Here is a 25370-nt window from a genome sequence, read left to right as displayed (position 1 = left end):
ATTGCAACAGCAATACATGCTTAGCCATTCAAAATTAGAGCATCCTTTATTAATGTTGTAACGAACTGTAATCAATACGTTGTGGTTGATTCTTATCATTTAGCGATACCATATCAAACTCGCTTTCAACAGCCAGTTCTCGATCATGACTGTACATGTTTTCGCTAAAGACCTGCACACTGACTTTTAAGCGAACCGGACCGGCTTTTATAACACGAGCAATCACTTCAATAATTGAATCGGGCGTAATAGGTTTTAAAAACTTTATTTTACCTGTACTGGCTGTAAACATTTTTTGCCTCGTAAAGCGTGTTGCCGAGATGTATGCTGCTTCATCCATCCATTGCATTGCTTTACCGCCAAAAAGGCTGTTATTGGCATTTAAAGTTTCCGGAAAAACAGCCTTACATATGCGTGTTTCACTAATATTAAAATACTCTTCCATCTAATTTATTTCATATTTTAATGCAAAAATAGCATAAGCAATGAACAAATGTTCATTATAATTGATAAATTTGTCCAACGCTTTTTAAATAAACTACACATGCCACGACCAAAACGAAAACGATTAATTGAACACCCGCCCCCAGTTGATGGCTTTAAGCCTTTTGGTGTTCCAATACACGACCTTGAACCGGTTATTTTGCTTTATGAGGAATATGAAGCAATGCGCTTGACAGATTATGATGGTTTGAATCAGGAACAGGCTGCTTCCAAAATGCAGGTTTCGCGACCGACTTTTACAAGAATCTATGATCGGGCCCGGAAAAGTGTAGCGAGGGCGTTTGTTGAAGGTAAGGCTATTATGATTGAAGGAGGTGATTTTCATTCGGAAAATTACTGGTATAAGTGTGGTAAGTGTCAAGAACTGAATGTTAGTGATTTAGAAATGGTAATTTGTAGTTATTGTCAAGCTGAGAATTTGAGATTGTTAAATGGTTAATTCATGGAATCAGAGCAAAAAGGATGGTGTATATGTGTTAAATGCGATATAAAAATACCGCATTATAAAGGGCAGCCATGTCGGGAACAAAGCTGTGAAATTTGTGGTGTCCCTCTGATGCGTGAGGGACATTATCATCATCAATTATATTTAAAAAAGATAGGAGACAAAAGTTATGAAAATGGCAATTCCAACGAAAGATGACAGGGTTGACAATCACTTTGGACATTGTGAAGTATATACCGTTTATAGGGTAGAAAACAATGAGATTGTAGGTACAGAATCTGTTCCATCCCCGCAGGGTTGTGGTTGTAAAAGTAATATTATTCCCGAGTTAAAGGCTCGTGGAGTTGAAGTAATGTTGGCCGGTAACATGGGTAACGGAGCTGTAAATAAACTTCAAAACTGCGGTATTAAAGTTGTTAGAGGATGCGAGGGGACAGTAAAAGATGTTGCTGAAGCTTATTTATCTGATAAACTCATCGATTCAGGATTAGGATGTGAGCATACGCATGAAGCTGGACATGAGTGTTCTCATTAAAGTTGAATCAATTTACATTCAACTATTGTCAACATGCGCATGATAAGGTGCTTTTCAATGCTTGCCTTTACTCATAGAAATAAGGGGAAGCATTGTTCATTTTAGAGGGGGTGATTTCTTCATTTCACATTCTTTGGCTTATATGCACGAAGCTGTATGTATTATTTGATTAGGAAATCACGATTCAGCAATTCCACTTTTAACGGCTTCCTGGTATGTTTCAAGAGCTCTTTTTCGAGCCATACTGTGTTCGACAATCGGCCTGGCATAGTTAAGCGTATCAAAATCGTCGACCCATTGCCGAATATACATTAGATGTGGGTCAAATTTACGTTGTTGCTCAGTTGGGTTGAAAATGCGAAAATAAGGAGCTGCATCACAACCTGTTCCGGCCGACCACTGCCAGTTGCCATTGTTGGAGGCCAATTCAAAATCCAGCAGCTTAGAGGCAAAGTAGGCTTCTCCCCATCGCCAGTCAATCAGCAGGTGCTTGCATAGAAAACTGGCACAAACCATTCGCACACGATTGTGCATAAATCCGGTCTTATTAAGCTGACGCATACCGGCATCTACCAGGGGATAACCGGTTTGACCATAACACCATTTTTCAAACTCTTCTTTATTATTTCGCCATTTGATGCGATCGTATTGCTTTTTAAAACTTTTTGTCACCACATGCGGGAAATGAACCAGGATTTGAATAAAAAACTCACGCCAGATCAATTCACTTAAAAAGGTGGAGTCTTCAAGTTTTAAGGATTGAATGATCTGACGAATGCTAACCGTTCCAAAACGCAAATGTGGTCCTAAAAAACTGGTGCTGTTCAGATAGGGGAAATCCCGCTCTTCGGCATAGTTTTTTATTGAAGACAGGTTATAGTCAGGTACATTGATGTTAGACTCTTTAAAGCCTATAAAATTCAGAGAGGGGAAATCAAAATTGTTTTGGATAAAGCGATTGGTTTCAATCTTTTTGATCCTTATAGTCTTGTCTTCAAAGTGTTTGATCCATTGTTTTTTATATGGAGTATATACAGTATATGGTGAATCGTCTTTCTTTAATACTTCATGGGCTTCAAACAGGACATGATCTTTGTGGCTTTCTACTTTTATTCCTTTCTCTTTCAGAAAATCAATTAGTAACTGGTCGCGTTTGATAGCATAAGGTTCATAATCGCGGTTAAAATGAACTGCTTCAATATCATACTCACTGCTTAATTGCTGAATAACGCTAAGAGGATTCCCAAGCTTAATAAGTATACTGCTTTTGTACTTTTGCTTCAGTATAAGGTTTATATGCTGTAATTGCTTATAAATAAAATGTACCCGCGCATCATCTCTATCCAGCTCATCCAGTATGTTTGTGTCAAATATAAATAAGGGAAGTACCGGTGACTTACCTTTGAGAGCTGCACTTAAGGCAGTATTGTCATTCAATCGTAAGTCGCGTCTAAACCAGTGAATGGTAATGCGTTGTGTCATTTAGTCAGTTTTTTAATCATGCCATTGAAAATGTAATGGTGAAAAGGAAGCACAGCATACCAATACAGACGCCCAAGTAATCCTTTAGGACGAAATGTAGCTGTTTGTATTAAATGCTTACCATTGAGCTTGAATTCGAGCCAGGCTTCACCGGGCAATTTCATCTCGGCGTATAATAATAAACGTCCTTCTTCCTTATTGGCATACAAAACACGCCAGAAATCAATAACATCGCCGGTTGCGATCTGGGTCCTGTGCGTGCGTCCTCGCCTCAATCCAACACCGCCACTTATCCGGTCAAGAAAGCCTCTTAACTGCCATAACCAATTGGCAAAATGCCAGCCTGTGAAACCTCCAATACGCCATATTTTTTCCAGGGTAACTACAGGTTTGTCAGTTGGCATCTGACGTTTATCTGTATAACAGCCATAGGTTGGAACTTCAATAAAATCTGATATTTTAAAATCATGATTACTTATCACTAGGGCATCTTTCCAACTTGAAATTATCTGCTCATCCTTGATCTCAGTAAAGGCTGCCCTGAGTGCATCGTAATAACTGACAGGCTGAATGCTGAATAATTCATTTAAATAGCTATTTCTGCAAATAACCTCCACTTTCATACTGTCGACCAGGGCAGTGGCGAGTTTATATGATGTTGATGTAATAAAATATAGCCAGTATGACGAAAGGCGGGGTGTCATGATCGGGATAACATAAATATAGCGTTTCAAACGGCGGATAAAGGCAAAGCCAAGCAGCATTTGTTTGTAATTGAGTACATCGGGTCCGCCAATATCAAAATTTTGATTGTAGGTTCTGGAATCCAGCAGGCAGGCCGATAAAAATTTAATAACATCGGCCACTGCTATGGGCTGACATTTGGTGTTTAGCCATTGTGGAGTTACCATAACCGGTAATTTCTCCACCAGGTCGCGGATAATTTCAAACGAGGCACTGCCAGAACCAATAATGATGCCTGCACGTAAGGTGGTGAGGGCATATGCTCCTTTACTGAGTTCAATTTCAACATCTTTTCTCGATTGAAGGTGTGGAGAAAGGTTATCATCATTGATTATTCCACTAAGATAAATAAGGTGTTGTACAGCTGTTTGCCCGAGGACCTTTCTGAAATTCGCAGCTGATCGTATTTCCTTCTCATGGTAATTTTTATCGGTCGACATAGAATGTACCAGGTAATAGGCTGCATCAATATCAGCAGGAATAGAAGTGAGTGAATCGGCGATTGTTAAATCACCTTCGATACAACTTACACGCAATTCAAATGATTCGGGCACGTGAAAGCGATCTTTATCGCGCACTAAACAAACGACCTGATGACCGTTTTGAATCAGTGTTGGCAATAAACGCTTACCAATATATCCTGTTGCGCCTGTTAGTAGAACCTTCATACATTGTAAAGCAACAAAGGTCCGCATTGTTCACATATAACGAAAGTTTTATGAACAAAAAATGAGCTATTTCTTTTGCATGCGCTCCAGGACAGGATGAAGAAATACTGCAGCTAAAATGACCAAAGTACCTATATAAAAACCACCTGACATAAACTCACTTTGACCAAAAACTGCGAAAGCCAGTAAAATACCATAAACAGGTTCCATATTAATGGCCAGGACAACCGTATATGCCGAAAGTACTTTCATGACATCAACAGCAACAACAAAAGCATAGGCAGTACAGGCTATGCCAAGTATTAATATGTAAATGATATCGCTTGTTGTAGGTGTTAATAGCTTATGTGGAAGAACATCAATAAAGACAAGGAAAATGCCAATGCTTAAAAATCCACTTATCATTTCATAAAAACTGATTGTAACGGGATGATGTTTGTTGATGAATAGCTTGTTTAAAACAGTAAATAACCCGGCTAAAAAAGCTGAAATCAAAGCTGTTATAATACCTTTCCAATAACTCAGCTCAAATTGAAATATAAGGTAAAGGCCGCCTATTATCAGAAGCCCGATAAATACCTCGAGCCATTTTATTTTTTTACGAAAAATGATGGGCTCTAAAAAGCTTGCAAACAATGTGGTTGATGCCATACATCCTAAAGTGACCGATACGTTGGATATTTTTACGGCATGAAAAAAGGTGATCCAGTGAAAAGCTACAACAATACCAACGCCCATGATTCGAAGAATATTCGCACGGCCGATATTCACCGGTATTTTTTTGTAATAAATAAAGCCGCCTAAAACCAAAAAAGCGATGAACATGCGGTACCAAACCATTTGAGGTGCCGGCAAACTGATTAATTTTCCTAAAATAGCTGTAAAGCCGTAAAGCAAAACAACAAAATGAAGCTTTAAGTGGTTCTTTAAGAGTGCGCTCATTCAATGTAAAATAAAAAGTACTATTGCTAGCGCAAAAATAGAAATAGTTTCGATGTAACACATTAATTTTGCCATTCAACGTTTATTAAATAAAGGATATAACTTTAACGCACAATAATTTTAATCTTATTATGAAGAAAATTGTATTTAAATGGCCTGTCGGCATTAGCCTGCTTTTGATGCTGACATTTCTTTATTCATGTTCTACTGTGCCTATTACGGGGCGAAAACAACTTAACCTGGTTTCAGATACTGAAATGATGGCAATGAGCTTTAGTCAGTATGATCAGTTTTTGAAAGAGAATAAACTTTCGACCAATAAGCAGCAAACTGAAATGGTAAAGCGATGTGGGCAACGAATTGCTGCTGCCGTTGAAAAATACATGCAGGATAACGGTCATGGAAAGCATATTGCAGGATTTGAATGGGAATTTAACCTGGTTGAAGATGATACGCCCAATGCATGGTGTATGCCAGGAGGTAAGGTGGTATTTTATACAGGTATACTTCCCTTTACGCAGGATGAAGAAGGTCTTGCCGTAGTAATGGGACATGAAATAGCTCATGCTGTGGCAAAACATGGTAATGAACGTATGAGTAATCAAATGGCCGTTCAAATGGGAGGAACAGCCCTATCTGTTGCTGTTGATGAGAAACCTGAGGAAACGAAAGCAATTTATATGGCTGCTTTTGGTTTAGGAGCCCAATATGGATTTATGCTGCCTTATTCACGTACGCACGAAAATGAAGCAGATAAAATGGGATTAATCTTTATGGCTATGGCAGGTTATAATCCTCAGGCTGCTGTTGGTTTTTGGGAACGTATGGCTGCATCGGGCGGTCAGAAACCACCAGAGTTTATGAGTACACACCCGGCCGATGAAACAAGAATAAAAAACCTGCAGAGCTTTATGCCCGAAGCGATGAAATACTATAAAAAATAACGATAGAAAAAGCGTTCTGACAAGAACGCTTTTTTTTTTTAGAAATTATATCCTAAACTAACAGAAGGGGCAACAAAGTTGTCTAATCCAAATACGGCGTTTATACCAGCCCTGACTATTAAACCTCCTGATCGTTGATAGCGATACATCATGGGAAGAAAGATACCGTATGCTACCAGGTCATTATCCTCATATGTATAATCATTAATGCTTAAAATGGCACCTGCCCCAAATTCCAGGTGGTGATCATTTAAGGTAGCAGTCAGCCAATTAATGGAAAATGGTATGTTGGTAGTGTTTTTAAAATCGGTGGAAACACCGATACGTAAAGATAAGCGATATAATTTATCAAGATAACGCTCATAATTAAGTGAAGGATAGCCATAGTTATAGTTGGATGGATTCATAATAAATCCTTCCACATAAATAGCATTGCTCTTAAACCCTGTATAATCATTAAATTCAATCTCAGAGTCCTGCTGGCAATAGCAAACAGCTGTGCTAAGGTAAAGTAGCCATGATATTAGCAATTTTGTTTTCATAAATAATGGCTGGCGATAATAGAGTATGAACAAATTTTACTATGTTGGTTCTTACTAATATTTAAGTCTAAAGTTACAATAAATATGTAACTGTCTGCTTATTTGATATTTGTATAAATAAGACTAAGACCAGTAAGGCTTGCTGGAATTTGTATTAAATACCAGGTCTTTGTTAGCTTGCTGCTTAGTGTAGTGTTTATGTTCGGTAAAACTTAAAAAGAAACCCAAATGGATAACAGGTGCAAATGGAGTAAGGGCTCAGAGCTATATATGGAATACCACGACAAAGAGTGGGGTGTTCCATTACACGATGACGATGAGTTATTTGAATTTCTTATTCTTGAAGGATTTCAGGCTGGCTTAAGCTGGTCAACCATACTCAATAAGCGGGAAGCGTTTCGGCAGGCCTTTGATGATTTTGATGCTAAAACCATTGCGGCATATAATGAAGCTAAAGTGGCTGAATTATTGCAAAATAAAGGGATAATCAGGAACAAGCTGAAAATCAATGCCGCCATTAAAAACGCAATTGCTTTTCTGCGTATTCAAGCCGAATATGGCAGTTTTGATAAATACATATGGCAGTTTACCAATTATGCAACCGTACAGAATCAATTTGAGAAAGAATCTGATATCCCTGCTACAACTGCCATATCAGATAAGATGAGCAAACAGTTGAAGAAAGACGGCTTTAGCTTTGTTGGCAGCACAATATGCTATGCCTTCATGCAGGCAATAGGTATGGTTAATGATCATATTACCAGTTGCTTTCGCTACAATGAGTGTCGTTCTTTAAGCATTTAAAAGGTTAGCAGATTAATTTTAATACCAACAATGGTCTGTTAACTACAAACTAATATGTATTTTTAAGCATCAACTTAATTTCTATTAATAATGACTCATAGAAAACTACTCACTCTGGTGTTACTGTTTGTATGTTTGTTCGGTTTAAAAGCCGAATCATCAGATACCCTGAAAACACAGGTATATACTTATAAGATATTCCGCGAAATAGGAAGTACTTCATGGATTCATACCCAGGAGGCATTTGCCGAAGCTGAAGAGATGAATGCGGATGTTATTTTGCTGCACATGAATACTTATGGCGGTCAGGTTGTATTTGCCGACTCTATACGTACAAAAATATTAAACAGTAACATTCCGGTTCATGTATTTATTGATAATAATGCAGCTTCAGCTGGTGCATTAATTTCTATTGCCTGCGACAGTATTTATATGCGTCCGGGGGCTAATATTGGTGCTGCTACAGTGGTTAATCAAAGCGGGGAGAAGATGCCCGATAAATACCAGTCCTACATGCGTTCAACCATAAGAGCAACAGCCGAAGCACATGGTAAAGATACCATTGTAACTGGCAAAGATACGACTTATGTGTGGCGACGTGACCCACATATTGCCGAGGCAATGGTGGATGAGAGTATTTACATTGAAAATGTAGTTGATACGGGTAAGATACTTACATTTACTACCTTAGAGGCTATTGAGAATGGTTTTTGTGAAGGGCAGGCCAATAACATTGACGATGTATTAAATCAACTGAAGATATACGAATATGAGATTACCTCTTTTAAACCTTCCTTTTATGATGGTTTGAAAGGTTTCTTAACCAGTCCTATACTTCAAGGTATTCTTATTCTGGTTATCATGGGAGGTATCTATTTTGAATTGCAAACACCGGGAGTGGGCTTTCCTTTATTAGCCGCTGCAATAGCTGCTGTATTATACTTCTCGCCACTATATATTGATGGATTGGCTGACAACTGGGAGATAATAATTTTCATAATAGGCCTGGTTCTCATTGGTCTTGAAGTATTTGTTATTCCGGGCTTTGGTGTCGCAGGGGTGTCGGGTATTATACTGGTAGTGGGTGGACTTACTTTAAGTTTACTGGATAATGATTTGTTTAATTTTGACGGTGTTGGTTTTAATAAGCTGCTGGAAGCAATGGGTATTGTATTATCCGGCTTATTTGGCTCGTTACTGGCCATTATTTACCTCAGTAAGAAGTTATTGTCATCATCAACCTTTGGGGCAAGAATAGCCTTGCAAACGGAAGAAAATGTAGAGTTGGGATATATAGGGGTGGAAGCTTCACTAAGTAACCTTGTGGGAGAGGAAGCTGTTGCATTTACTAGCCTGCGTCCATCGGGTAAAATAATGATTGATGATGAACAATATGATGCGGTTGCTGAAACAGGTTATATTGAGAAAGGGACAAGAGTCAAAGTGACGCGCTTTCTGCATGGTCAATTATATGTTATGACTCAAAAATAAGAGACAATGCTTTGTATTCATTCATTAAATAAGTATCATTGCTCAGGCAAAAAATAAAAAAATGACAAATCAACTGTTTTATACTTTTTGGTGGCGTTGCTCTACTTTTTAATCAAGTGGAACAATAGGTTGATGTCTAAAAAATATAGAAGCCGCAGGAATTCCACCTGCGGCTTTTCTTTTAATAATAATCAACGGGCCAATGTGCCCCAAAACACAAATTAATGAACAAATCACTTTTAAATGGTGAGGTAATGCCCAATGCAGAAGGGTTTTTCGGCGAATATGGTGGCCGTTTTGTACCGCCAATGCTGGAACCTGTGATACAGGAGATTACCGACGCCTACGAGAAAATTAAAGACGATCCGGTGTTTAAAGAAGAATTGTACTACCTTCAAAAACACTACACAGGCCGTCCTTCACCGGTATTCCATGCCAAAAACCTTTCTGATAAACTGGGCGGTGCGCAAATTTACCTCAAGCGCGAAGACTTAAATCACACTGGAGCACATAAAATCAATCACTGTTTAGGCGAAGCCCTTCTGGCCAAAAAGATGGGTAAGAAAAAACTAATTGCCGAAACTGGTGCAGGACAGCATGGTGTAGCCCTTGCAACGGCAGCGGCACTGGTTGGACTGGAGTGTGACATTTACATGGGTGAAGTAGATATTTATAAAGAACACCCTAATGTGGTGAGGATGCGAATATTAGGAGCTAATGTTATTCCTGCCACACATGGTTTAAAAACATTAAAAGAGGCTGTTGACGCTGCTTTTGAAGCTTACCTGAAAGATCCGGTTAACCAGTTGTATGCCATTGGTTCGGTGGTGGGGCCACACCCGTTCCCAATGATGGTACGCGACTTCCAGGCGGTTATAGGCCGTGAAGCCAAAGAGCAGTTTAATGAAATGACCGGTAAATTGCCCGATCACCTGGTGGCATGTGTCGGAGGTGGTTCCAATGCCATGGGCTTGTTTACAGCATTTTTACAAGATGAGCAAGTTAATATTTATGGTGTCGAGCCCGCCGGAACAAGCTTTGAAACCGGTGACCATGCAGCCACGCTAACGCTTGGGCAACCTGGTATGATTCACGGTTTTAAATGCTATTTATTACAAAATGAAAACGGCGAACCGGCACCGGTTAATACAATTGCGTCAGGCCTTGATTACCCGGGTGTGGGACCACAACATTCTTATCTAAAAGATATTGAGCGTGTAAGTTACAAGGCTATCAATGATCAGGAAGCCATTGATGCCTTTATGCAACTGGCACGTAACGAAGGCATTATCCCGGCATTGGAAAGCTCGCATGCTGTTGCATATGCCATGAAATTGGCTCCAACCTTATCGAAGGATCAAACGATTCTGGTTAACCTTTCGGGGCGCGGTGATAAGGATATTGACTATGTGGTTGAGAAGTTTGGAAAAGACTATGGGATAGAAGAATAGATAATTCTATCTTAAGTATATAATAAAACCTGTCAGGTATTCAGATACTGACAGGTTTTATTGTTTTATCTCGCAAATCGATAAGCCAGTTTAATACCCAATGTGCCCGAAATAACATCTCTTATATCATCTCTCGTATATACAGAGTAGAATAATGATGGTTCAAAATTGCCAATTGAATAATGAGCTCCAATAGTTAAAGCATCAAACATACGATCTCTGAAATCATCAAAAACATCATTTGTCAGGTTGATGAATCCAAGGTAATCTATACCAAAAGCAAGTTTATTTATTTTATACCCACCACTGAAGGCATAACTTAAACAAAAGTCGTTATCAAAACCTGAATCAGAGCCTGCAATTAAATAAACTGCACCACTACTTAGTGAGTAAAATAAACCAGACCCGGGGATGTACGCATAGGTAGCTTTCGCAGTTACTGATGTAACATCACTAAAATACTTTTGAAGTTCATATAAATTAGCATAGACGGCATAATCAACTGCGTCATTATCGTCTTGAGCTGTTGGTAAAAACAGCTGTAGATTAAAACTAAAAACCCGACTATTATTAAAAAAGCTGTTGGCGTTAATGCCAAGCATAATATTTCCAATGGCATTGTCTTTTATTGTAGAAACAGTATGACTGTCGCCATATCCATAGCCACCGCCATACCCATAATAATTAGTTACATCATATTTGGCAAATAGTAGTGGTACAGAAGCTTGAATATTCCATTTACTGTTAATCGGATAGGATATTGAAAAATCATAGACCCCACTAAGCATGCCCTGCTTGTCTACCAATTTATAAAAAGGATGCAAATAACGCATTTCAAGCCTGGCAACAGAATCAGCTGGTGAGAATAACTGTGTTGATTGTCCTTTGACCAAGGTAGTTGGCAAAGCTATGATCATTCCCAGAATGGAGATTTTGATAAGTCTGGTCATATAAACATTTTGTTTGATTAGAATTCAAACGAAAGTACAAATTAATTTACACAATTTATTTCCCTACTTTTGCAGCAAATTAGCAGAGCGTGAGTTTTAATCCTTATGATATAGATTTACCCATTACAGAGGTAATTGATGACGTTAAAGATCATTTAAGCAGCGGTAATACATTAATTGTCAATGCACCTCCGGGTGCCGGTAAAAGTACTCTGTTACCCTTGACTCTTTTGGATGAAAATTGGCTGAACGGGCAGAAAATAATTATGCTGGAACCAAGGCGTTTGGCTGCACGAACCATTGCCATGCGGATGGCCGATTTAATTGGTGAAAAGGTAGGAAATAAAATAGGTTACCGCATTCGTTTCGATAACTGTGTTAGTGATAACACCCAATTGGAGGTTGTTACAGAAGGCATATTAACGCGCATGCTTCAAAGTGATAATGCGCTTGAAGGTGTTGGCCTTGTTATCTTTGATGAGTTTCATGAGCGTAGTTTGTTTGCCGATGTGGCACTGGCTCTGTCGCGTGAAGCACAACAGGTATTAAGAGGTGATTTGAGGCTTATGATCATGTCAGCCACATTGAATATGCCTCAATTAACGAAATTGCTGAATGCACCATCGGTAGTCAGTAAAGGGCGCCAGTACCCAGTTGATATCAAATATGAAGGAGAGAATGATGTAACGATGCTCCCTGAATTAACGGCTCGTGTTGTATCTAAAGCCGTTAAGGAGCAGGATGGTGATATACTTGTGTTTTTGCCTGGTGAAGGGGAAATAAGAGCATGTGAAGCCTTGCTTAAGAGGAAACATCGTGATATATCCATTCATCCACTATATGGTCAGTTACCCCCCAATAAGCAGTATGCAGCGATAATGCCCCATCGAGAAGGGAAACGTAAAATAATATTAGCTACATCAATAGCCGAAACCAGTTTGACCATAGAAGGGATAAAGGTAGTGGTGGATTGTGGTTATAGCCGGACACTCAGATTCAATCCCAATTCAGGATTATCGCGGCTTGAAACCGTTGACATCACCCTTGATTCGGCCGACCAGCGTGCAGGACGATCTGGTCGATTAGGACCGGGGGTGTGTTATCGCATGTGGACCAAAGGCACGCATAATCGATTGCAGGAACACCGTACTCCGGAGATTGAAGAAGCCGACCTGGCCAGCCTGGTTTTGGAAATGGCACATTGGGGTGTGGAGGATATCAGTAAATTAACCTGGTTGTCACCTCCGCCCAAAGGACATGTGGCTCAGGCCCGGGAATTGCTGCATCAGCTCGAAGCCCTGGACAATAACCGCATTACAGAGCATGGTAAAGCCATTCATAAATTACCATGTCATCCGCGCCTCGCGCACATGTTATTAATGGCCGAAGAGGAAGATCTGGCTCCCTTAGCCTGCGATATTGCTGCTTTACTGGAAGAGCGGGACCCCTTGGGTAAAGAAGCCGGAATTGACTTAAACGCAAGGATAGAAGCTTTAAGGCGACATCGAAAAGGTGAATTAAAAAGCAAACCATTGGGCCGTATTGCCAAAATAGCAGAGCAATACCGTCGCATTTTATCCATTAATGAAGAGAATGCTGTCCCTGATCCTTATGAAACAGGATTATTACTGGTATTTGCCTTTCCTGAACGTATTGCCCATGCCAAACCGGGAAACAATGCGCAGTTTAAGTTGGCCAATGGAAGCATTGCCGCTGCTGGTCATCAGGATGACCTGGCCCATGAAAGCTGGTTGGCAATTGCCAATGTGAATGCGCGCGAAGGTGTTGGAAAGATATTTCTGGCTTCGCCTTTGAACCCGCAGGACTTAGCTCCAATGGTGAAAACTGTTGAATCGCTTAGCTGGGACACCAAACGAGGTGGATTCAAAGCATTGACTGAGTTGCGTATTGGTAGCATTGTGTTACAAAGTAAGGCTTTATATGATTATGATGAAAGCCTGAAAATAAAGGCTATATCTAATGCTATTAAAAAGGAGGGGAGCTGGCTTCTAAACTTTGATAAGGAAGTGACTCAATGGCAAAACCGTGTTTTGAGCTTAAGAAAATGGGATGCGGATTACAACTGGCCCGATGTATCAACAAACTCTTTATTGGCAGATAATGAAAGTTGGTTATCGCCTTACCTGAGCGATATAAAGAAACCGGATGATCTAAAGAAGATTGAGCTTAAAATGGTGTTGCAGCATCATTTGGATTATGAGCTGCAACAAAGGCTGGAACAGCTGGCACCCGAGCGCATTAAAGTACCCAGTGGTTCCAATATTAAGCTCAATTACCAAAGTAACGGAGAAGCTCCCGTATTAGCTGTTCGACTGCAGGAGGTGTTTGGCATGACAGATACGCCTGCCGTTAATAATGGCCAGGTAAAGGTATTGATGCACCTCTTATCACCCGGATTTAAACCGGTGCAAATAACCAATGATCTGAAAAGCTTCTGGAGCAATGCCTATTTCGAAGTAAAAAAAGAACTGAAAGCACGTTACCCAAAGCATCACTGGCCCGATAACCCCTTGGAAGCAGCGGCTGTGAGAGGTGTAAAAAGGAAATAGAAGATAGTTGAATAGTATATTTCAATAAATACCATAAATAAAAGCGCAAAGCGTGCAAAGTGATGATTATTTTATATCAGTCCTTTGCGTACTTTGCGCCTTTTTATTTTTTTGCGTGATGGACTGGAAGCTGCTGTCCTTCCTTAAGTCTCACCTAATCTTTAAAAGCCGTTATTTACGGTTAACATCATAGATGGTTCCCTCGTTGTACATTTCCATCAATTCTTCGCGAGAAACCATATATGCTTCATCAGAATAGCAGGTGTCAACATCAATGATCTCAATACCGGATTTTTGCGTATAGGTGTAATTGTTGTATATGAAAAACACACTGTCTTTGCTCACTTCAATGACTTTTAAAGTGGAGTATTCGTTATTATCAGCTTCGTATTCATATACATCGCCAACCATGGGATTATTCAGATACTCCAATTCATCCTGTGCTTCAACTTTATCGTTTATGGCAAATAAACCAATAAGCACAGCAATAACGGCAGCACCTGAAAAGTGCCAGAACGGAATGCGTGTATCGCCCTTCATAGTTTTATATGAGCGCTTCATATCATCGTTCATTTCTTTGGGTTCATATACCTTTTTGCAATGCTGGCATTGAGCTGCTCCTGTTTTTCCAATTGATATGGTAGGAATCCAGAATATATGAACATAACGGCCATATACACTATTGTAAATTCCACCTTTTTCACCGCAATGCGGGCAGGTCAATTGCGTATTTCCTTCTGTTTTAATGTGCGATGTACGCCATCCGTAAATTACCATTTGTGTAGATTTATAAAATGAGTTAGAAGCTTAAAAGTAAGCAGCTCGCTAAATAATACATTATTTTTTAGCTACTTAATTTACAATCTGACCCTATTTGTTGACCAATGGCTTTATTTATCAAGTAAGGTGATGGTGGCAATGATGCTATACCGACAAAAAATTAGACAAGGCTACTGAATCATTGTCTCTTCGCCAAACGAAGATGATCTTCCGTTTGAAACTGGCATCTGAGATAGATATAAACTTCACACCATCAATGGCTTTGTTTGGTTTCGACATCAAAGAGATACCAACACCTGAATTGACCAGGGCAGATACGGTATCGTTGCTGTGCGCTGTAAACACAGGTGTAACATCAATTTCTTTAGCTGTAAAGGCTTCCTGTACCTCATTAAATAAAGCACAATTGCATCGCTCAATAAATGGCATCTTATCCAGTGCTTTCAACTCAAGTTTATCTTTAATGGCCAGCGGGTGACTTACCGGAACAGCTATATCCAGAACTTCCTCATAAACCAGTCGCTTGTCGTAAAGCTTTTCATCCACCTTTTCATCTTCAATAAATATGCAATCAATATCGCCTTTTGATAGCTTTTCGTAGAGTTGAGCTTTTTTGTCTTCTGTGATATGGACTTTAAACTGCCCAAAAATATCCTGAAAGCTTTTAAGTTGTGGCACGTAGGCATCAGGTATCAAAGGCGAGATGACACCAATGCGTAATACCCTGTCTTCCGAGTGAAGAAATTCTGATTCAATAGCCCCCCAGAGCGATAAGAGCTTTTTGGCTTTTGGCAATAGTGTGAAGCCTTCACTAGTGAGTCTTACATTGCGTTTATCCCTGTAAAACAGCTGGCAGTCCAAATGTTCCTCCAGCTTCTTAATACCAGCTGAAAAGGTCGATTGTACAACATACATCTTTTCTGCTGCTTTTGTAAAGTTTTGTGTCTCAGCTAATACTACAAAGTATTTTATAAATTGAATATTCATGATCGGAAATATCGATTAATGTGATCTAAATTTTCTGTTTTGCAAATATATTGAATCTAGTTTACTTTACATCGTCAAAAACGAATTAAACTGATTAATAATTTTAAAATATCGATTAATATGAAGAATGTATTACTGATTAATGGTCATGAACCATACGCATTTGCTGAAGGGAAATTCAATAGCTCCATGTTATCTGCTATTGAAAACAAACTAAAAGGTGATTACAAAATTACCACTACTGTTATTAAGGATGGTTATGATATCGAAGAAGAGCAGGAGAAGTTTAAGGCGGCTGACCTAATTATTTTCCAGTTCCCGATATACTGGTTCAGCACACCTGCCATGATGAAAAAATACCTTGACCAGGTGTATGCGCATGGGGTATTTTTCGGTATTGGTGATGAAGCGCAAAAGTACGGATATGGCAATGGCATGATGAATGGTAAAAAATACATGTTCTCAATAACAAGCAATGCACCATATGAAGCTTTTAATGATGCGGACGGCTTTTTTGAAGGGCGGGACCTGGAGGATTTTCTGTTTCATATGCATAAGACCAACCAGTTTTGCGGTATGGAACCACTAAAGTCATTCGGCGCGTTCAATGTAATTAAAAGTCCACAGGTTAAGAATGATATTGAACGGCTCAATAAGCACATGGAAGATGTGGTAATAAAAGCATTGTCTGAAACTCAGATAAGCAATAATTAATTCTAAAAAAATAAGTGGTAATGACATTTCAAGAAAGATTGGCAAGCTTGCAAAAACGAATTGAAGGTAGTATGCCTCAGCGATATGTTGATATTATGCACAAGGCTACCAGGCAATTGAAAGAATCAGGTATTCAGGAGAAGGTCTTGAAGGTGGGAGATAAAATACCTGATTTTGAATTGCCCAATCAGGATGGTATACTGGTTAAAGCTTCAGAATTATACCAAAAAGGCCCTCTTATTATCACATTTTACCGTGGTTTTTGGTGCCCGTATTGTAATACTGACCTGGCTAACTTAAAAAAATATGTTCCTGAAATAGAGGAATTGGGCGGAGCAATGATCGCTGTTTCTCCGGAGAAAGAAATCCATTCGAAAAAAATAATAGAAACACAAAAACTAAACTTTGATATCCTGATGGATCAAAGTAATGGGGTGGCGGAGCAATTTGGTCTAAAGTTCTTTATACCAAATGAATTAAAAGAGCTGTATCGCGATGTATTCAACATTCCATTGAATGAATACCATGGAGATGAGGAATGGTCATTGCCAATGCCTGCGCGTTTTTTAATTGATCAGGACGGCATTATCAGGTTTGCCGAAAGCAATCCGGACTATACAATCAGGCCTGAACCGGATGATTTAATGGCAGTATTAAAAAAGTAAAGAAAATAATAAACCGAGGGCGATACTTTAGTCAAACCTTCTATAAAATAGAAAGCATTAAAATGGAATGTCAGGCAAGAATGGCGGAGGAATATAAAGGCTTTGAAGTAGGTCCGATTCGTCCGCCCAGTGAGGCAGATAGCCTGCTTATAAGGGTAACGAGAAACTGCCCGTGGAATAAGTGCAGGTTTTGTGCTTTGTACAAAGGGAAGAAATTCAGCTTAAGACCCAAAGAGCATATTATCGAGGATCTGAATATGCTGCATCAATATATTACTGTTCTTCAAGGGGCTCAAGAACAAAGTGATAATGAAGAACAAGCTGCATTGAAATCGCTGAAGACGAATATGGGCACAAAAGGAGAGTGGGCCTACTATCAGGCGCTTAACTGGATGCAGAACGGCATGAAGTCTATTTTTCTGCAAGATGCCAACAGCTTAATTATAAAACCCAATGATATGATTGCCATTCTGCAGCATATCAGGCGTTTATTTCCGCAGGTGGAGCGCATTACCTCGTATTCACGCTCACACACCATTGCACGTATTGCTGATGCAGATCTTGAGCAGATGGCAAAGGCTGGTTTAAACAGAATACATATTGGTATGGAATCGGCAAGTGATGAAATATTAAAGCTGGTTAAAAAAGGGGCAGATAAGTCTGCGCATATACTGGCGGGACAAAAAGTAAAAAGAGCAGGCATGGAGTTAAGCGAATATTATATGCCAGGCTTAGGTGGCATGGAGTATTCAGAGCAAAATGCTCTTGAAACAGCTGATGCGCTGAATCAGATTAATCCTGACTTTATACGAATCCGCACCCTGGCTTTACCTGACCAGACAGAGCTGGCGGAGGATTACCGTAATGGTACGTTTACACGCACCAATGATGCAGTGATGGCCAGGGAGTTGTTGATAATGATCAAGCACCTTTATGGCATAAACAGTGTTGTTAAAAGCGATCATATTCTCAACCTGTTGGAAGAGGTGGAAGGTCAACTGCCGGGGGATAAAAATAAAATGATTAAGGTTCTGCAGTGGTATCTTGATTTAAGCCGTGATGAACAGGTATTATTTAGTGTGGGCAGGCGTACTGGCATTATGAATGCCACAAAGGATCTTGAAAATCCGGTACGCCGCCAGCGTGTTCAGCAAACCATGGCACAGCATCATATTACCAATGAAAATGCCGATAGGATGATTGATGAATTAATGAAACGATTTATTTAAATAGTAGCTTACCAGGTAAGATGATAACAAAACTAAAATCATACGATCCCAGTAACGGGGAATTGGTTGGAGAAGTAGATGTTACTTCAATTGATGATATTGCATCCATTGTGGAGAAAGCTCATACGGCTCAAAAGGAATGGGGCGCTTTAAGTGTTAATGAGCGGATCGAATACATTGGAAAAGCTGGCAAAGCATTATCTGAACGGGCACAGGAGCTGGGTAAATTGTTGAGTCGGGAAATGGGCAAAGACATTAGTCGGGGCAATGGAGAGGTTTACAGCTGTGCATCTGATGCGGTGTATCGTGCCAAAGAAGTTCAGGAAGCCATTAAAACGCAGTTTTTCAGAGGTGGAAGACGTGAAACACAGATGCAGTATAATCCCTTGGGGGTGTGTGCCATCATTGCTCCATGGAATTATCCAATGTCCATGGCACACTGGATGATCATTCCTGCACTGACAGCTGGTAATACGGTGGTTTTTAAGCCTTCGGAAGAAACCCCGTTAATTGCTCAGGCTTATGTGGAAACGTTCAATAAGGTATTGCCTGATGGCGTATTGCAAATAGTACACGGTGCAGAGGAACAAGGCAAAGCATTGGTTTTGGCAGATGTTAACCTGATTGGATTTACCGGGTCACGACCAGTTGGCAAGGATATCATGCGAAATGCAGCGGGTACTTTGAAGCGCCTGGTAATGGAGCTGGGGGGCAAAGATCCGTTGATCGTGATGAACGATGCTGATATCAGGCAGGCTGCGTATTTTGCAGTGGCCAACAGCCTTGAAAATGCAGGACAGATGTGCATTGCCACCGAACGTATTTATGTTGATGAAAAGGTGGCTGATGAGTTTGAGAAGGAGCTTGTTAATATAGCCGGTCAATACAAGGTAGGAGCCTGGAATGATATACATGCTGATGTAGGACCTATTATAAATGATAAACAGCGTTCAATTATTCTGTCGCACATTGAAGATGCTATAGATAAGGGAGCAAGGGTGCTACTGGGCGGAAAAGATCATCCCGGGCGTTATATATTACCTACGGTATTGGCTGATATTAAACCGGATATGCTAATCGCAAACGAAGAAACCTTTGGTCCCGTTATCTGTATTTCGAGATACAAAGATATTGATGAAGCGGTTAAAAGTGCCAACAACAGCGACTTTGGTCTGGGTGCGTCGGTATATGGAGGTGATCAGGCAGAAGAAGTGGCGAATAGATTAGAAGCCGGTATGGTAGGAATCAACCAGGGCGTTGGAGGTATTGGAGACACTCCTTGGGTTGGAGCCAAACAAAGCGGCTTTGGCTACCATGGTTCCCCTGATGGGCATCGCCAGTTTACACAAGTGCGTGTAGTTACAAAACGAGGTTAATAGTATAACAAAATGAACAACAATACGATGGAAAATATTAAAGAATGGTCGGTGACCTTTGATAAAAGCAATGAGAATACCTGCTACAAAGAGTGGCAGGTAAATATGGCGGAAGTTGATGGTGAGAAAATCGTTAAATCAGTAGAATACGAAGCCGGGCGACATGGTTGCGTTGGTCATCCTAAATCAATCGTTGCCCTGTCGGCTGAGCGCCCATTAAGCTCATTTGATCTGCAGGCATTGTCTCAAACTGATTGTGTAAGGGATAAGTCATGTGGTATTATATTCGGAGAATGTCTTTCTGCAATCAAAGCCGGTTCAGCTAAATGATGATTATACCTGCCAGATAAATATCAGATACTGAAATTGACACCTGCTATCCAAATAGCCGGTGTCAATCAAATGCTTTAAGCCTGAATTACGGGGTATATTAATTAGAACTATAAGTAGTAAGATTCAATCGCATTGTCAATGAAGCAATTACAATATTTCCTAAAGGACAGAAAAGCTACTTGGCTTGAGCTGTTCTTTGACCTTATTTTCGTTGTGGTAATCAGCAATATTACCCATATGCTGGCTCATACACACCATGGTCATCTGGACTGGAATTACATTATTAAATTCCCATTGGTGTTTATACCTGTCTGGTGGCTATGGGCTAACCATACTGTCTATAGTAACTTGTATGATACCGATAGCAGAAACCACCGAATTGTCACCCTTGTTATCATGTTGCTGATGGTTGGTTTATCTGTATTTATTGATGTGGATTTCGATAGAATATTCTATGGATTTATCACTGTGTATTCGCTTATAAGACTGATAATTGCAGTTTTATACATGATGTCTCAGAAAAAGCATGAGAACGACGACAGACATGCCAAAATGTTAGGTCTGGTATACCTGATCAATACCATCCTGGGTTTTAGCGCTGTTTTTATTGATCATGATATCAGGTATGGAATCGTTTACCTCAGTATATTTCTTGATCTGTTTTTACCACCGCTTTTAGGAAGAAAGATGGAACATGCCAAAATTCACAGTGAGCACCTTGTTGAGCGTTCAGGTCTTTTAATTATAATTTTACTGGGAGAGTCGGTCATTAGTTTGTCTAATACCTTGCAGGGCATTGCATGGAATGCTTTCAATATTTTCGCCTCTGTAACTGGATTTATTCTCATTGGCGGTATATGGTGGATTCTTTTTGACTTCATCTATCTTTTGACCGAGAATAAAAACATTAAAAAAGCCTATCTTATCATTTTTCCTAACTTACTCTTGTACATGGGGCTGGCTGTAATTGCCAACCTTATTCGTCATGCTATTCTTAACGACCTTGAAATCGGCACATTTCGCTTTCTGGCCATTGTTGGGGTTATAATTTTCTTCTTAGGCAAACAGATTCCTTACTATATTCTATTTCCAAAGATCAGGAAATATATATTTTTGAACACCGGTATCGTGTTTATACTGACAGTGGTATCTTGTTTGCTTCCCAGGGCCGAATGGATTTTAGCAAGCATTACAGGTACTTTGTTTGTGTACATATTCAGCACTTTCCGGTATATGATCGATGAAGACATTGCTAAACGGCACATTGAAGGCAATGTGTCAGGATTTAAAATGCTCTTCCTTAAAAAGTAAGAGTCAACTAACTATTGATATGAAAATAAAACAAGCTCTGGAACTCTTTCACGGAAAAGAAATGTATAATTGCGCACAGGCGATTTTTAAGACTTTTCAGGCCGAATTCAACACTTCTGAGCAGATAATATATGAAGCACGGCGAAAAGGCGGAGGAAGGGCTGAAAATGGCTATTGTGGGGCATTGTATGCAGCACAACAGTTGCTGGATAATACGCCTCAGTTAGACACATTGAATGCTGCCTTTGAGATGAAGGGAGGAAGCAGACGCTGTCGTGAGATTAAAAGGACCGGAAAACTAAGCTGTAAGCAATGTGTTGCCCTTGCAGCTACAGTTGTGCAGGATAGTTTAAGCGAGTAATAAATTTACTGTCGCATGTTTTTTGAAAAACGGATGATAAATTCAGAGCCTTCTCCAACATTACTTTTCAGTATTATCCTGGCATTTAAACGTCGGCTCAGGCGCTTAACTATTGATAGACCAAGTCCATTGGAGCTCTCTCCCGCAGTGGGGCGGGCAGATAATTTTTGAAACTGTTTAAACATCCTTTGCTGATCATCAATACTGATACCGGGGCCGAAATCTTTTACTGAGAATTCGAGCCTTGAGTCAAACTCTTTTACAGAAACGTGAATTTCCTGCTTCATATCAGAGAATTTGATGGCATTTGAAAGCAGGTTATTCAGGATCCGACTCAATAACAATTTGTTGCTGGTCATTAAAGGATTTACGACATCAACGCTAAGTACTAATCGTTGCTCTTTGCGTTTGAGTTGCTGCTCAAAGGTTTTTACCCATTCGTTTATAAAGGTTTTGATCTCGAACTCTTCAAGTGCAGGGTTATTAAAATCTACATCATCTGAATGACTGTCCATAAGGTCGTCAATAATGTTCATTCCATCGCAAAGAACCTTGTCGATAACTGTGATATACTCCTCTTGCTTAGCGCTTAAGCTGCCTTCGTGTTTTATAAGATCAGTAAAGCTGATAATGGTTGATAAGGGAGATTTTAGATCGTGCGCAACCACATTTACAATACCTTCTTTTTCACGGTTTATCTCTCGTAGCTTTTTATTATTTTGCTCAAGTTCTATGGTTCTTTTGGCAACCTCTTGTTCAAGTTTTATATTTTGCTCATTGATGATTCGCTCATTTTCCATGGTCTTTTCAACCACTTTTTGCTGAGCAGCCAGCTTTTCATCCTCTATACCTCTTTTTTCCAGTTCAAAGCGGCGCGACAACAGGAAAGAAAGCAATATGGCTTCAGCCAGGGTTGCATAGGCTACATAACTCAGACCTCCGATGTAGGCCGGGCTGCCGGTGTTGATATAAATAGCCTGTACGGCAACAAGGAGGAAATAGATCAAATAGGCAAAGGCGAAAAGCCTTCCCAGCTGATTACCTTTTTTATACACTTTGTATCCTACATATCCCATTATGCCAAAGGATATAAGGGCATGAACCGTATTGACGGGTTGCACCAAAGGAAAGGACAAAAAGAATTGCATTATCATCCAGACGGTAAAGTAGATAATTAGGCCTTTGATAACCTTGTATGTCTTAAGTGAGTATTTTTTAAGCTCAAGAAATACAATACAATAGATGGTTTGCAAAACAATGCCTATGAATGGAATGGTTGTATACAAAAACTTCAGGTTAACACCGGGAACAAAATAGACGATAAACCCATCGATCACAACTGCTGAATAACTGATGTATAAAAGCACAATAAGTGAATAAAACAGGTACAGTCCTTTTCGAAGTGAGATAAATAAAAAGATGCTGTTGAGTGCCACAAATAACATTAATCCCAGATAAATTCCATAGCCGATCTTTTGCTTATTGGCCGATAAGGTAAATCCTTCGAGGGAATATAAGTTGATTGGTATAGGTTCTGAGTTGGTATTTAACCTGACATAGTAAGTTCTTTTACCTTCAGGCAAGGGAAAGACCTGGTAAGAATGTTTAACCCGTTTATCCCGGATATTAAGCTGATAACCGGCCTTAATATGTTGTATTACATTGTTGTCATCTTGATAATATAAGTCAGCCACGGGCAAACCTGCCTGTGCCAATTCTAAAAAAGCCATGTACCGGCTCTGGTTATCAATTGTAAATCGCAACCAGTAATAGGAGTCGGTATAACCTAGACTGAGGTTTATTTTATCTGAGGGCTTAAATAGCTGATCATACTTACCCGAAGTAATATCCAAATAGCTGATGGATCCTGAAGCGTCTTCCAGAAGATCAACCTTATTGCCAATCGATAATTTCTCAAACGATTCGTCCCAATAAATATCAGTGCTGTAACTTGTTTCGGGCAGCAGTGTGAAAAAGGCGATGCTGGCAAAAAGCTTGTATAATATAGTCGTATATGCTTGTAATGTCATATGTATAGGTTACAGTATTCAGAACACCCAAGGTTCTTCCACTAATACTGATTGACAATATAATCAAAACAGTAGCATTTAAAAAATTCACCGTGAGTATTAGTTATGCGCTAAATAACCATAAAATGCTTACAGGGCGAGGTTTAGAGATAATAAGTTTTTATTGATTAATGACTTGTTTAATGTTATCGCCAAACAGTAATTAATCTTTGAATGCCATCAGGTCATAGGATAATTCCCACATTAAAAATGTTGCGATAAGCGACAATATAGCCGAACTTGTTGAAGGATTTGTTGAATAAAACAACTCTCAGTAAGGCTATATGCCAATAGCTGTTTCTGTTTGGCTTGATGAATACGTTAACCGATAATTCATGGAATTTGCATACGTAAAAATGTGTAAGTCTTCTGTAAAAATGTATAAGCGATAAGCCTGTGACACGAACTTACTTTGCTGTATCAAATTTAATTGATCCTGAAGATTGAATAATCATCAAATTTTAAAAGGCTATGAATATGAATTACACATTAATTACCGGAGCAAGTTCCGGAATAGGAAAGGCAATGGCGTATAAGTTTGCAGAAGAGGGGCACAATCTAATTGTTGTGGCTCGCAGGCTTGATGCGTTGAATGAACTTAAAAATGACATTGAAGCAAAACACCAGGTTAAGGTTGAAGTGATTGACTCGGATCTTTCTATTGAAGAAAATGCTTATAAATTGTATGAAAACGTGAAAGGCTTTGAGTTGACTGCAATGATCAATAATGCCGGCTATGGCAACTTCAATTTTCTGTGGGATGTTGATTTGCCGCACATGACCAAAATGATCGACCTGAACGTGAAATCACTTTCTATTTTGTCGACCTTGTTCACCAAAGACTACAAAAACAAAGAGGCGCAACTCATTAATGTAGCATCGGTAGGAGGATATTATACCATGGCTACCGCAGCAACCTACGTGGCTACCAAGTTTTATGTGGCATCTTATACAGAATCATTGGCTCAGGAGTTAAAGGCAAATAACTTACCTATGAAGGCTAAAGTGTTAGCTCCAGGACCTGTTGAAACAGAGTTTGTTGATGTTGCCAACCAAACAGCTGCCAATAAAATCGACCCTTCTGTATTTGGTACATTTCATTCGGCAGAACAAATGGCGGATTTTACTTATCAGCTTTATAAATCTGACGATGTGGTGGGTATCGTTAATTATCCTGAAATGACCTTTAGCACAAGAGGTGCAATTCATCCGGCTTTTGGTCTGTAGTATTGATAAATAAGGCTCTTTTTGTTGCATATATTATCGGGAGTGTTGTTTCAGGCAACACTCCTGATTTGTCTTCCTTATGAACCGGGGCAACCTGGAGCAGTGCGCACGAGTGTTCGAAAAGATTCAAACATTCACATATATAGTGTTTTTCAAGCTGTAAATCAGCTCTCCTCCTGGCAAGGAGGAGTACCTCGACGAAGGAGAGGGGAGGTGGTTTTAAGTCTTTTTTATAAATTAGTTTTC

The 25370-nt window shown here is 39.6% G+C and carries 25 protein-coding genes; 15 read left to right on the top strand and 10 right to left on the bottom strand.

Annotated features, from left to right (window positions below; translation table 11 throughout):
* Nucleotides 1-49: 49 nt before the first annotated feature.
* Nucleotides 50-445 (bottom strand): acyl-CoA thioesterase, encoded by a 396-nt coding sequence (locus ACRD69_RS21835; RefSeq protein ID WP_430817277.1) that lies wholly within the window; start codon nt 443-445, stop codon nt 50-52.
* Between the two features lie 99 nt (nt 446-544).
* On the opposite strand from ACRD69_RS21835, the gene ACRD69_RS21830 reads away from it, so the two are divergent.
* Complete coding sequence (locus ACRD69_RS21830; RefSeq protein WP_430817276.1) at nt 545-943, top strand: DUF134 domain-containing protein; 399 nt, start codon at nt 545-547, stop codon at nt 941-943.
* Nucleotides 944-1124: 181 nt separating this feature from the next.
* Entirely contained in the window at nt 1125-1484 is a 360-nt protein-coding gene (locus ACRD69_RS21825) for a NifB/NifX family molybdenum-iron cluster-binding protein (RefSeq protein WP_430817275.1), read from the top strand.
* Between the two features lie 177 nt (nt 1485-1661).
* On the opposite strand, the gene ACRD69_RS21820 is transcribed toward ACRD69_RS21825, so the two are convergent.
* The 3 genes from ACRD69_RS21820 to ACRD69_RS21810 form a co-directional block, all read right to left on the bottom strand.
* Entirely contained in the window at nt 1662-2966 is a 1305-nt protein-coding gene (locus tag ACRD69_RS21820; RefSeq protein ID WP_430817274.1) for a cryptochrome/photolyase family protein, read from the bottom strand.
* Nucleotides 2963-4378 (bottom strand): SDR family oxidoreductase, encoded by a 1416-nt coding sequence (locus ACRD69_RS21815; RefSeq protein ID WP_430817273.1) that lies wholly within the window; start codon nt 4376-4378, stop codon nt 2963-2965. The genes ACRD69_RS21820 and ACRD69_RS21815 overlap by 4 nt, the downstream gene beginning before the upstream one ends.
* A gap of 66 nt (nt 4379-4444) precedes the next feature.
* Nucleotides 4445-5320 carry a DMT family transporter gene (locus ACRD69_RS21810; RefSeq protein WP_430817272.1) on the bottom strand — a complete coding sequence of 292 codons (876 nt, stop codon included), beginning with the start codon at nt 5318-5320 and terminating at the stop codon, nt 4445-4447.
* 131 nt (nt 5321-5451) lie between these two features.
* Between ACRD69_RS21810 and ACRD69_RS21805 the strand changes: the two genes are divergently transcribed.
* Complete coding sequence (locus ACRD69_RS21805) at nt 5452-6264, top strand: M48 family metallopeptidase (protein ID WP_430817271.1); 813 nt, start codon at nt 5452-5454, stop codon at nt 6262-6264.
* Nucleotides 6265-6302: 38 nt separating this feature from the next.
* On the opposite strand, the gene ACRD69_RS21800 is transcribed toward ACRD69_RS21805, so the two are convergent.
* Complete coding sequence (locus tag ACRD69_RS21800; protein WP_430817270.1) at nt 6303-6806, bottom strand: hypothetical protein; 504 nt, start codon at nt 6804-6806, stop codon at nt 6303-6305.
* A gap of 228 nt (nt 6807-7034) precedes the next feature.
* Here ACRD69_RS21800 and ACRD69_RS21795 point away from each other — a divergent pair, with 228 nt between their 5' ends.
* The 3 genes from ACRD69_RS21795 to trpB all read left to right on the top strand — a co-directional run bounded on the left by ACRD69_RS21795 (nt 7035) and on the right by trpB (nt 10552).
* On the top strand, nt 7035-7610 hold the full coding sequence (locus ACRD69_RS21795; RefSeq protein WP_430817269.1) for a DNA-3-methyladenine glycosylase I: 576 nt from the start codon (nt 7035-7037) through the stop codon (nt 7608-7610).
* Between the two features lie 90 nt (nt 7611-7700).
* Nucleotides 7701-9101 (top strand): NfeD family protein, encoded by a 1401-nt coding sequence (locus ACRD69_RS21790; protein WP_430817268.1) that lies wholly within the window; start codon nt 7701-7703, stop codon nt 9099-9101.
* A gap of 224 nt (nt 9102-9325) precedes the next feature.
* Complete coding sequence (gene trpB / locus ACRD69_RS21785) at nt 9326-10552, top strand: tryptophan synthase subunit beta (protein ID WP_430817267.1); 1227 nt, start codon at nt 9326-9328, stop codon at nt 10550-10552.
* Between the two features lie 65 nt (nt 10553-10617).
* Here trpB and ACRD69_RS21780 read toward each other — a convergent pair whose 3' ends face one another.
* Entirely contained in the window at nt 10618-11502 is an 885-nt protein-coding gene (locus ACRD69_RS21780) for a hypothetical protein (RefSeq protein WP_430817266.1), read from the bottom strand.
* 89 nt (nt 11503-11591) lie between these two features.
* Here ACRD69_RS21780 and hrpB point away from each other — a divergent pair, with 89 nt between their 5' ends.
* A complete protein-coding gene (hrpB, locus tag ACRD69_RS21775) occupies nt 11592-14072 on the top strand; it encodes an ATP-dependent helicase HrpB (RefSeq protein WP_430817265.1) in 2481 nt (826 codons plus the stop codon).
* Nucleotides 14073-14243: 171 nt separating this feature from the next.
* Here the strand turns inward: hrpB and ACRD69_RS21770 are convergent, their stop codons facing one another.
* Complete coding sequence (locus tag ACRD69_RS21770; RefSeq protein WP_430817264.1) at nt 14244-14849, bottom strand: zinc ribbon domain-containing protein; 606 nt, start codon at nt 14847-14849, stop codon at nt 14244-14246.
* Between the two features lie 147 nt (nt 14850-14996).
* Nucleotides 14997-15839 carry a LysR family transcriptional regulator gene (locus tag ACRD69_RS21765; RefSeq protein ID WP_430817263.1) on the bottom strand — a complete coding sequence of 281 codons (843 nt, stop codon included), beginning with the start codon at nt 15837-15839 and terminating at the stop codon, nt 14997-14999.
* Between the two features lie 120 nt (nt 15840-15959).
* Between ACRD69_RS21765 and ACRD69_RS21760 the strand changes: the two genes are divergently transcribed.
* The 7 genes from ACRD69_RS21760 (at nt 15960) to ACRD69_RS21730 (ending at nt 21828) form a co-directional block, all read left to right on the top strand.
* Nucleotides 15960-16553: an NAD(P)H-dependent oxidoreductase gene (locus tag ACRD69_RS21760; RefSeq protein WP_430817262.1), complete on the top strand. Its 594-nt coding sequence runs from the start codon at nt 15960-15962 to the stop codon at nt 16551-16553.
* 20 nt (nt 16554-16573) lie between these two features.
* Nucleotides 16574-17218, top strand: coding sequence for a peroxiredoxin-like family protein (locus ACRD69_RS21755; protein WP_430817261.1), 645 nt, complete (start codon nt 16574-16576; stop codon nt 17216-17218).
* Between the two features lie 62 nt (nt 17219-17280).
* Nucleotides 17281-18447, top strand: coding sequence for a radical SAM protein (locus tag ACRD69_RS21750; RefSeq protein ID WP_430817260.1), 1167 nt, complete (start codon nt 17281-17283; stop codon nt 18445-18447).
* A gap of 20 nt (nt 18448-18467) precedes the next feature.
* On the top strand, nt 18468-19823 hold the full coding sequence (locus tag ACRD69_RS21745) for an aldehyde dehydrogenase family protein (protein ID WP_430817259.1): 1356 nt from the start codon (nt 18468-18470) through the stop codon (nt 19821-19823).
* A 12-nt stretch (nt 19824-19835) separates the two neighbouring features.
* Nucleotides 19836-20153 (top strand): hypothetical protein, encoded by a 318-nt coding sequence (locus tag ACRD69_RS21740; protein WP_430817258.1) that lies wholly within the window; start codon nt 19836-19838, stop codon nt 20151-20153.
* A gap of 141 nt (nt 20154-20294) precedes the next feature.
* Nucleotides 20295-21467: a low temperature requirement protein A gene (locus ACRD69_RS21735; RefSeq protein ID WP_430817257.1), complete on the top strand. Its 1173-nt coding sequence runs from the start codon at nt 20295-20297 to the stop codon at nt 21465-21467.
* 19 nt (nt 21468-21486) lie between these two features.
* Nucleotides 21487-21828 carry a C-GCAxxG-C-C family (seleno)protein gene (locus tag ACRD69_RS21730; RefSeq protein WP_430817256.1) on the top strand — a complete coding sequence of 114 codons (342 nt, stop codon included), beginning with the start codon at nt 21487-21489 and terminating at the stop codon, nt 21826-21828.
* Between the two features lie 5 nt (nt 21829-21833).
* Here the strand turns inward: ACRD69_RS21730 and ACRD69_RS21725 are convergent, their stop codons facing one another.
* Nucleotides 21834-23858: a sensor histidine kinase gene (locus ACRD69_RS21725; RefSeq protein ID WP_430817255.1), complete on the bottom strand. Its 2025-nt coding sequence runs from the start codon at nt 23856-23858 to the stop codon at nt 21834-21836.
* Between the two features lie 516 nt (nt 23859-24374).
* Here ACRD69_RS21725 and ACRD69_RS21720 point away from each other — a divergent pair.
* Nucleotides 24375-25124 carry an SDR family NAD(P)-dependent oxidoreductase gene (locus tag ACRD69_RS21720; RefSeq protein WP_430817254.1) on the top strand — a complete coding sequence of 250 codons (750 nt, stop codon included), beginning with the start codon at nt 24375-24377 and terminating at the stop codon, nt 25122-25124.
* Here the strand turns inward: ACRD69_RS21720 and ACRD69_RS21715 are convergent.
* The coding region (locus ACRD69_RS21715; protein WP_430817253.1) for a hypothetical protein at nt 25084-25370 on the bottom strand (287 nt) is incomplete at its 5' end. The genes ACRD69_RS21720 and ACRD69_RS21715 overlap by 41 nt on opposite strands.

Source organism: Carboxylicivirga agarovorans, assembly GCF_050589845.1.
GTDB lineage: Bacteria > Bacteroidota > Bacteroidia > Bacteroidales > Marinilabiliaceae > Carboxylicivirga > Carboxylicivirga agarovorans.
Note: the sequence above shows the minus strand (reverse complement) of the source record. Positions and strands in the feature narration are given on the sequence as shown.

Excerpts from the sequence above, each read along its gene's own strand:
- ACRD69_RS21770 (WP_430817264.1), bottom strand. The coding sequence starts at position 14,849 with ATGGTAATTTACGGATGGCGTACATCGCACATTAAAACAGAAGGAAAT.
- ACRD69_RS21740 (WP_430817258.1), top strand. The coding sequence starts at position 19,836 with ATGAACAACAATACGATGGAAAATATTAAAGAATGGTCGGTGACCTTT.
- ACRD69_RS21765 (WP_430817263.1), bottom strand. The coding sequence starts at position 15,839 with ATGAATATTCAATTTATAAAATACTTTGTAGTATTAGCTGAGACACAA.
- ACRD69_RS21730 (WP_430817256.1), top strand. The coding sequence starts at position 21,487 with ATGAAAATAAAACAAGCTCTGGAACTCTTTCACGGAAAAGAAATGTAT.
- ACRD69_RS21795 (WP_430817269.1), top strand. The coding sequence starts at position 7,035 with ATGGATAACAGGTGCAAATGGAGTAAGGGCTCAGAGCTATATATGGAA.
- ACRD69_RS21815 (WP_430817273.1), bottom strand. The coding sequence starts at position 4,378 with ATGAAGGTTCTACTAACAGGCGCAACAGGATATATTGGTAAGCGTTTA.
- ACRD69_RS21830 (WP_430817276.1), top strand. The coding sequence starts at position 545 with ATGCCACGACCAAAACGAAAACGATTAATTGAACACCCGCCCCCAGTT.
- ACRD69_RS21755 (WP_430817261.1), top strand. The coding sequence starts at position 16,574 with ATGACATTTCAAGAAAGATTGGCAAGCTTGCAAAAACGAATTGAAGGT.
- ACRD69_RS21735 (WP_430817257.1), top strand. The coding sequence starts at position 20,295 with ATGAAGCAATTACAATATTTCCTAAAGGACAGAAAAGCTACTTGGCTT.
- ACRD69_RS21790 (WP_430817268.1), top strand. The coding sequence starts at position 7,701 with ATGACTCATAGAAAACTACTCACTCTGGTGTTACTGTTTGTATGTTTG.
- ACRD69_RS21780 (WP_430817266.1), bottom strand. The coding sequence starts at position 11,502 with ATGACCAGACTTATCAAAATCTCCATTCTGGGAATGATCATAGCTTTG.
- trpB (WP_430817267.1), top strand. The coding sequence starts at position 9,326 with ATGAACAAATCACTTTTAAATGGTGAGGTAATGCCCAATGCAGAAGGG.
- ACRD69_RS21800 (WP_430817270.1), bottom strand. The coding sequence starts at position 6,806 with ATGAAAACAAAATTGCTAATATCATGGCTACTTTACCTTAGCACAGCT.
- ACRD69_RS21820 (WP_430817274.1), bottom strand. The coding sequence starts at position 2,966 with ATGACACAACGCATTACCATTCACTGGTTTAGACGCGACTTACGATTG.
- ACRD69_RS21835 (WP_430817277.1), bottom strand. The coding sequence starts at position 445 with ATGGAAGAGTATTTTAATATTAGTGAAACACGCATATGTAAGGCTGTT.
- ACRD69_RS21760 (WP_430817262.1), top strand. The coding sequence starts at position 15,960 with ATGAAGAATGTATTACTGATTAATGGTCATGAACCATACGCATTTGCT.
- ACRD69_RS21725 (WP_430817255.1), bottom strand. The coding sequence starts at position 23,858 with ATGACATTACAAGCATATACGACTATATTATACAAGCTTTTTGCCAGC.
- ACRD69_RS21750 (WP_430817260.1), top strand. The coding sequence starts at position 17,281 with ATGGAATGTCAGGCAAGAATGGCGGAGGAATATAAAGGCTTTGAAGTA.
- ACRD69_RS21805 (WP_430817271.1), top strand. The coding sequence starts at position 5,452 with ATGAAGAAAATTGTATTTAAATGGCCTGTCGGCATTAGCCTGCTTTTG.
- ACRD69_RS21825 (WP_430817275.1), top strand. The coding sequence starts at position 1,125 with ATGGCAATTCCAACGAAAGATGACAGGGTTGACAATCACTTTGGACAT.
- ACRD69_RS21720 (WP_430817254.1), top strand. The coding sequence starts at position 24,375 with ATGAATTACACATTAATTACCGGAGCAAGTTCCGGAATAGGAAAGGCA.
- ACRD69_RS21745 (WP_430817259.1), top strand. The coding sequence starts at position 18,468 with ATGATAACAAAACTAAAATCATACGATCCCAGTAACGGGGAATTGGTT.
- ACRD69_RS21810 (WP_430817272.1), bottom strand. The coding sequence starts at position 5,320 with ATGAGCGCACTCTTAAAGAACCACTTAAAGCTTCATTTTGTTGTTTTG.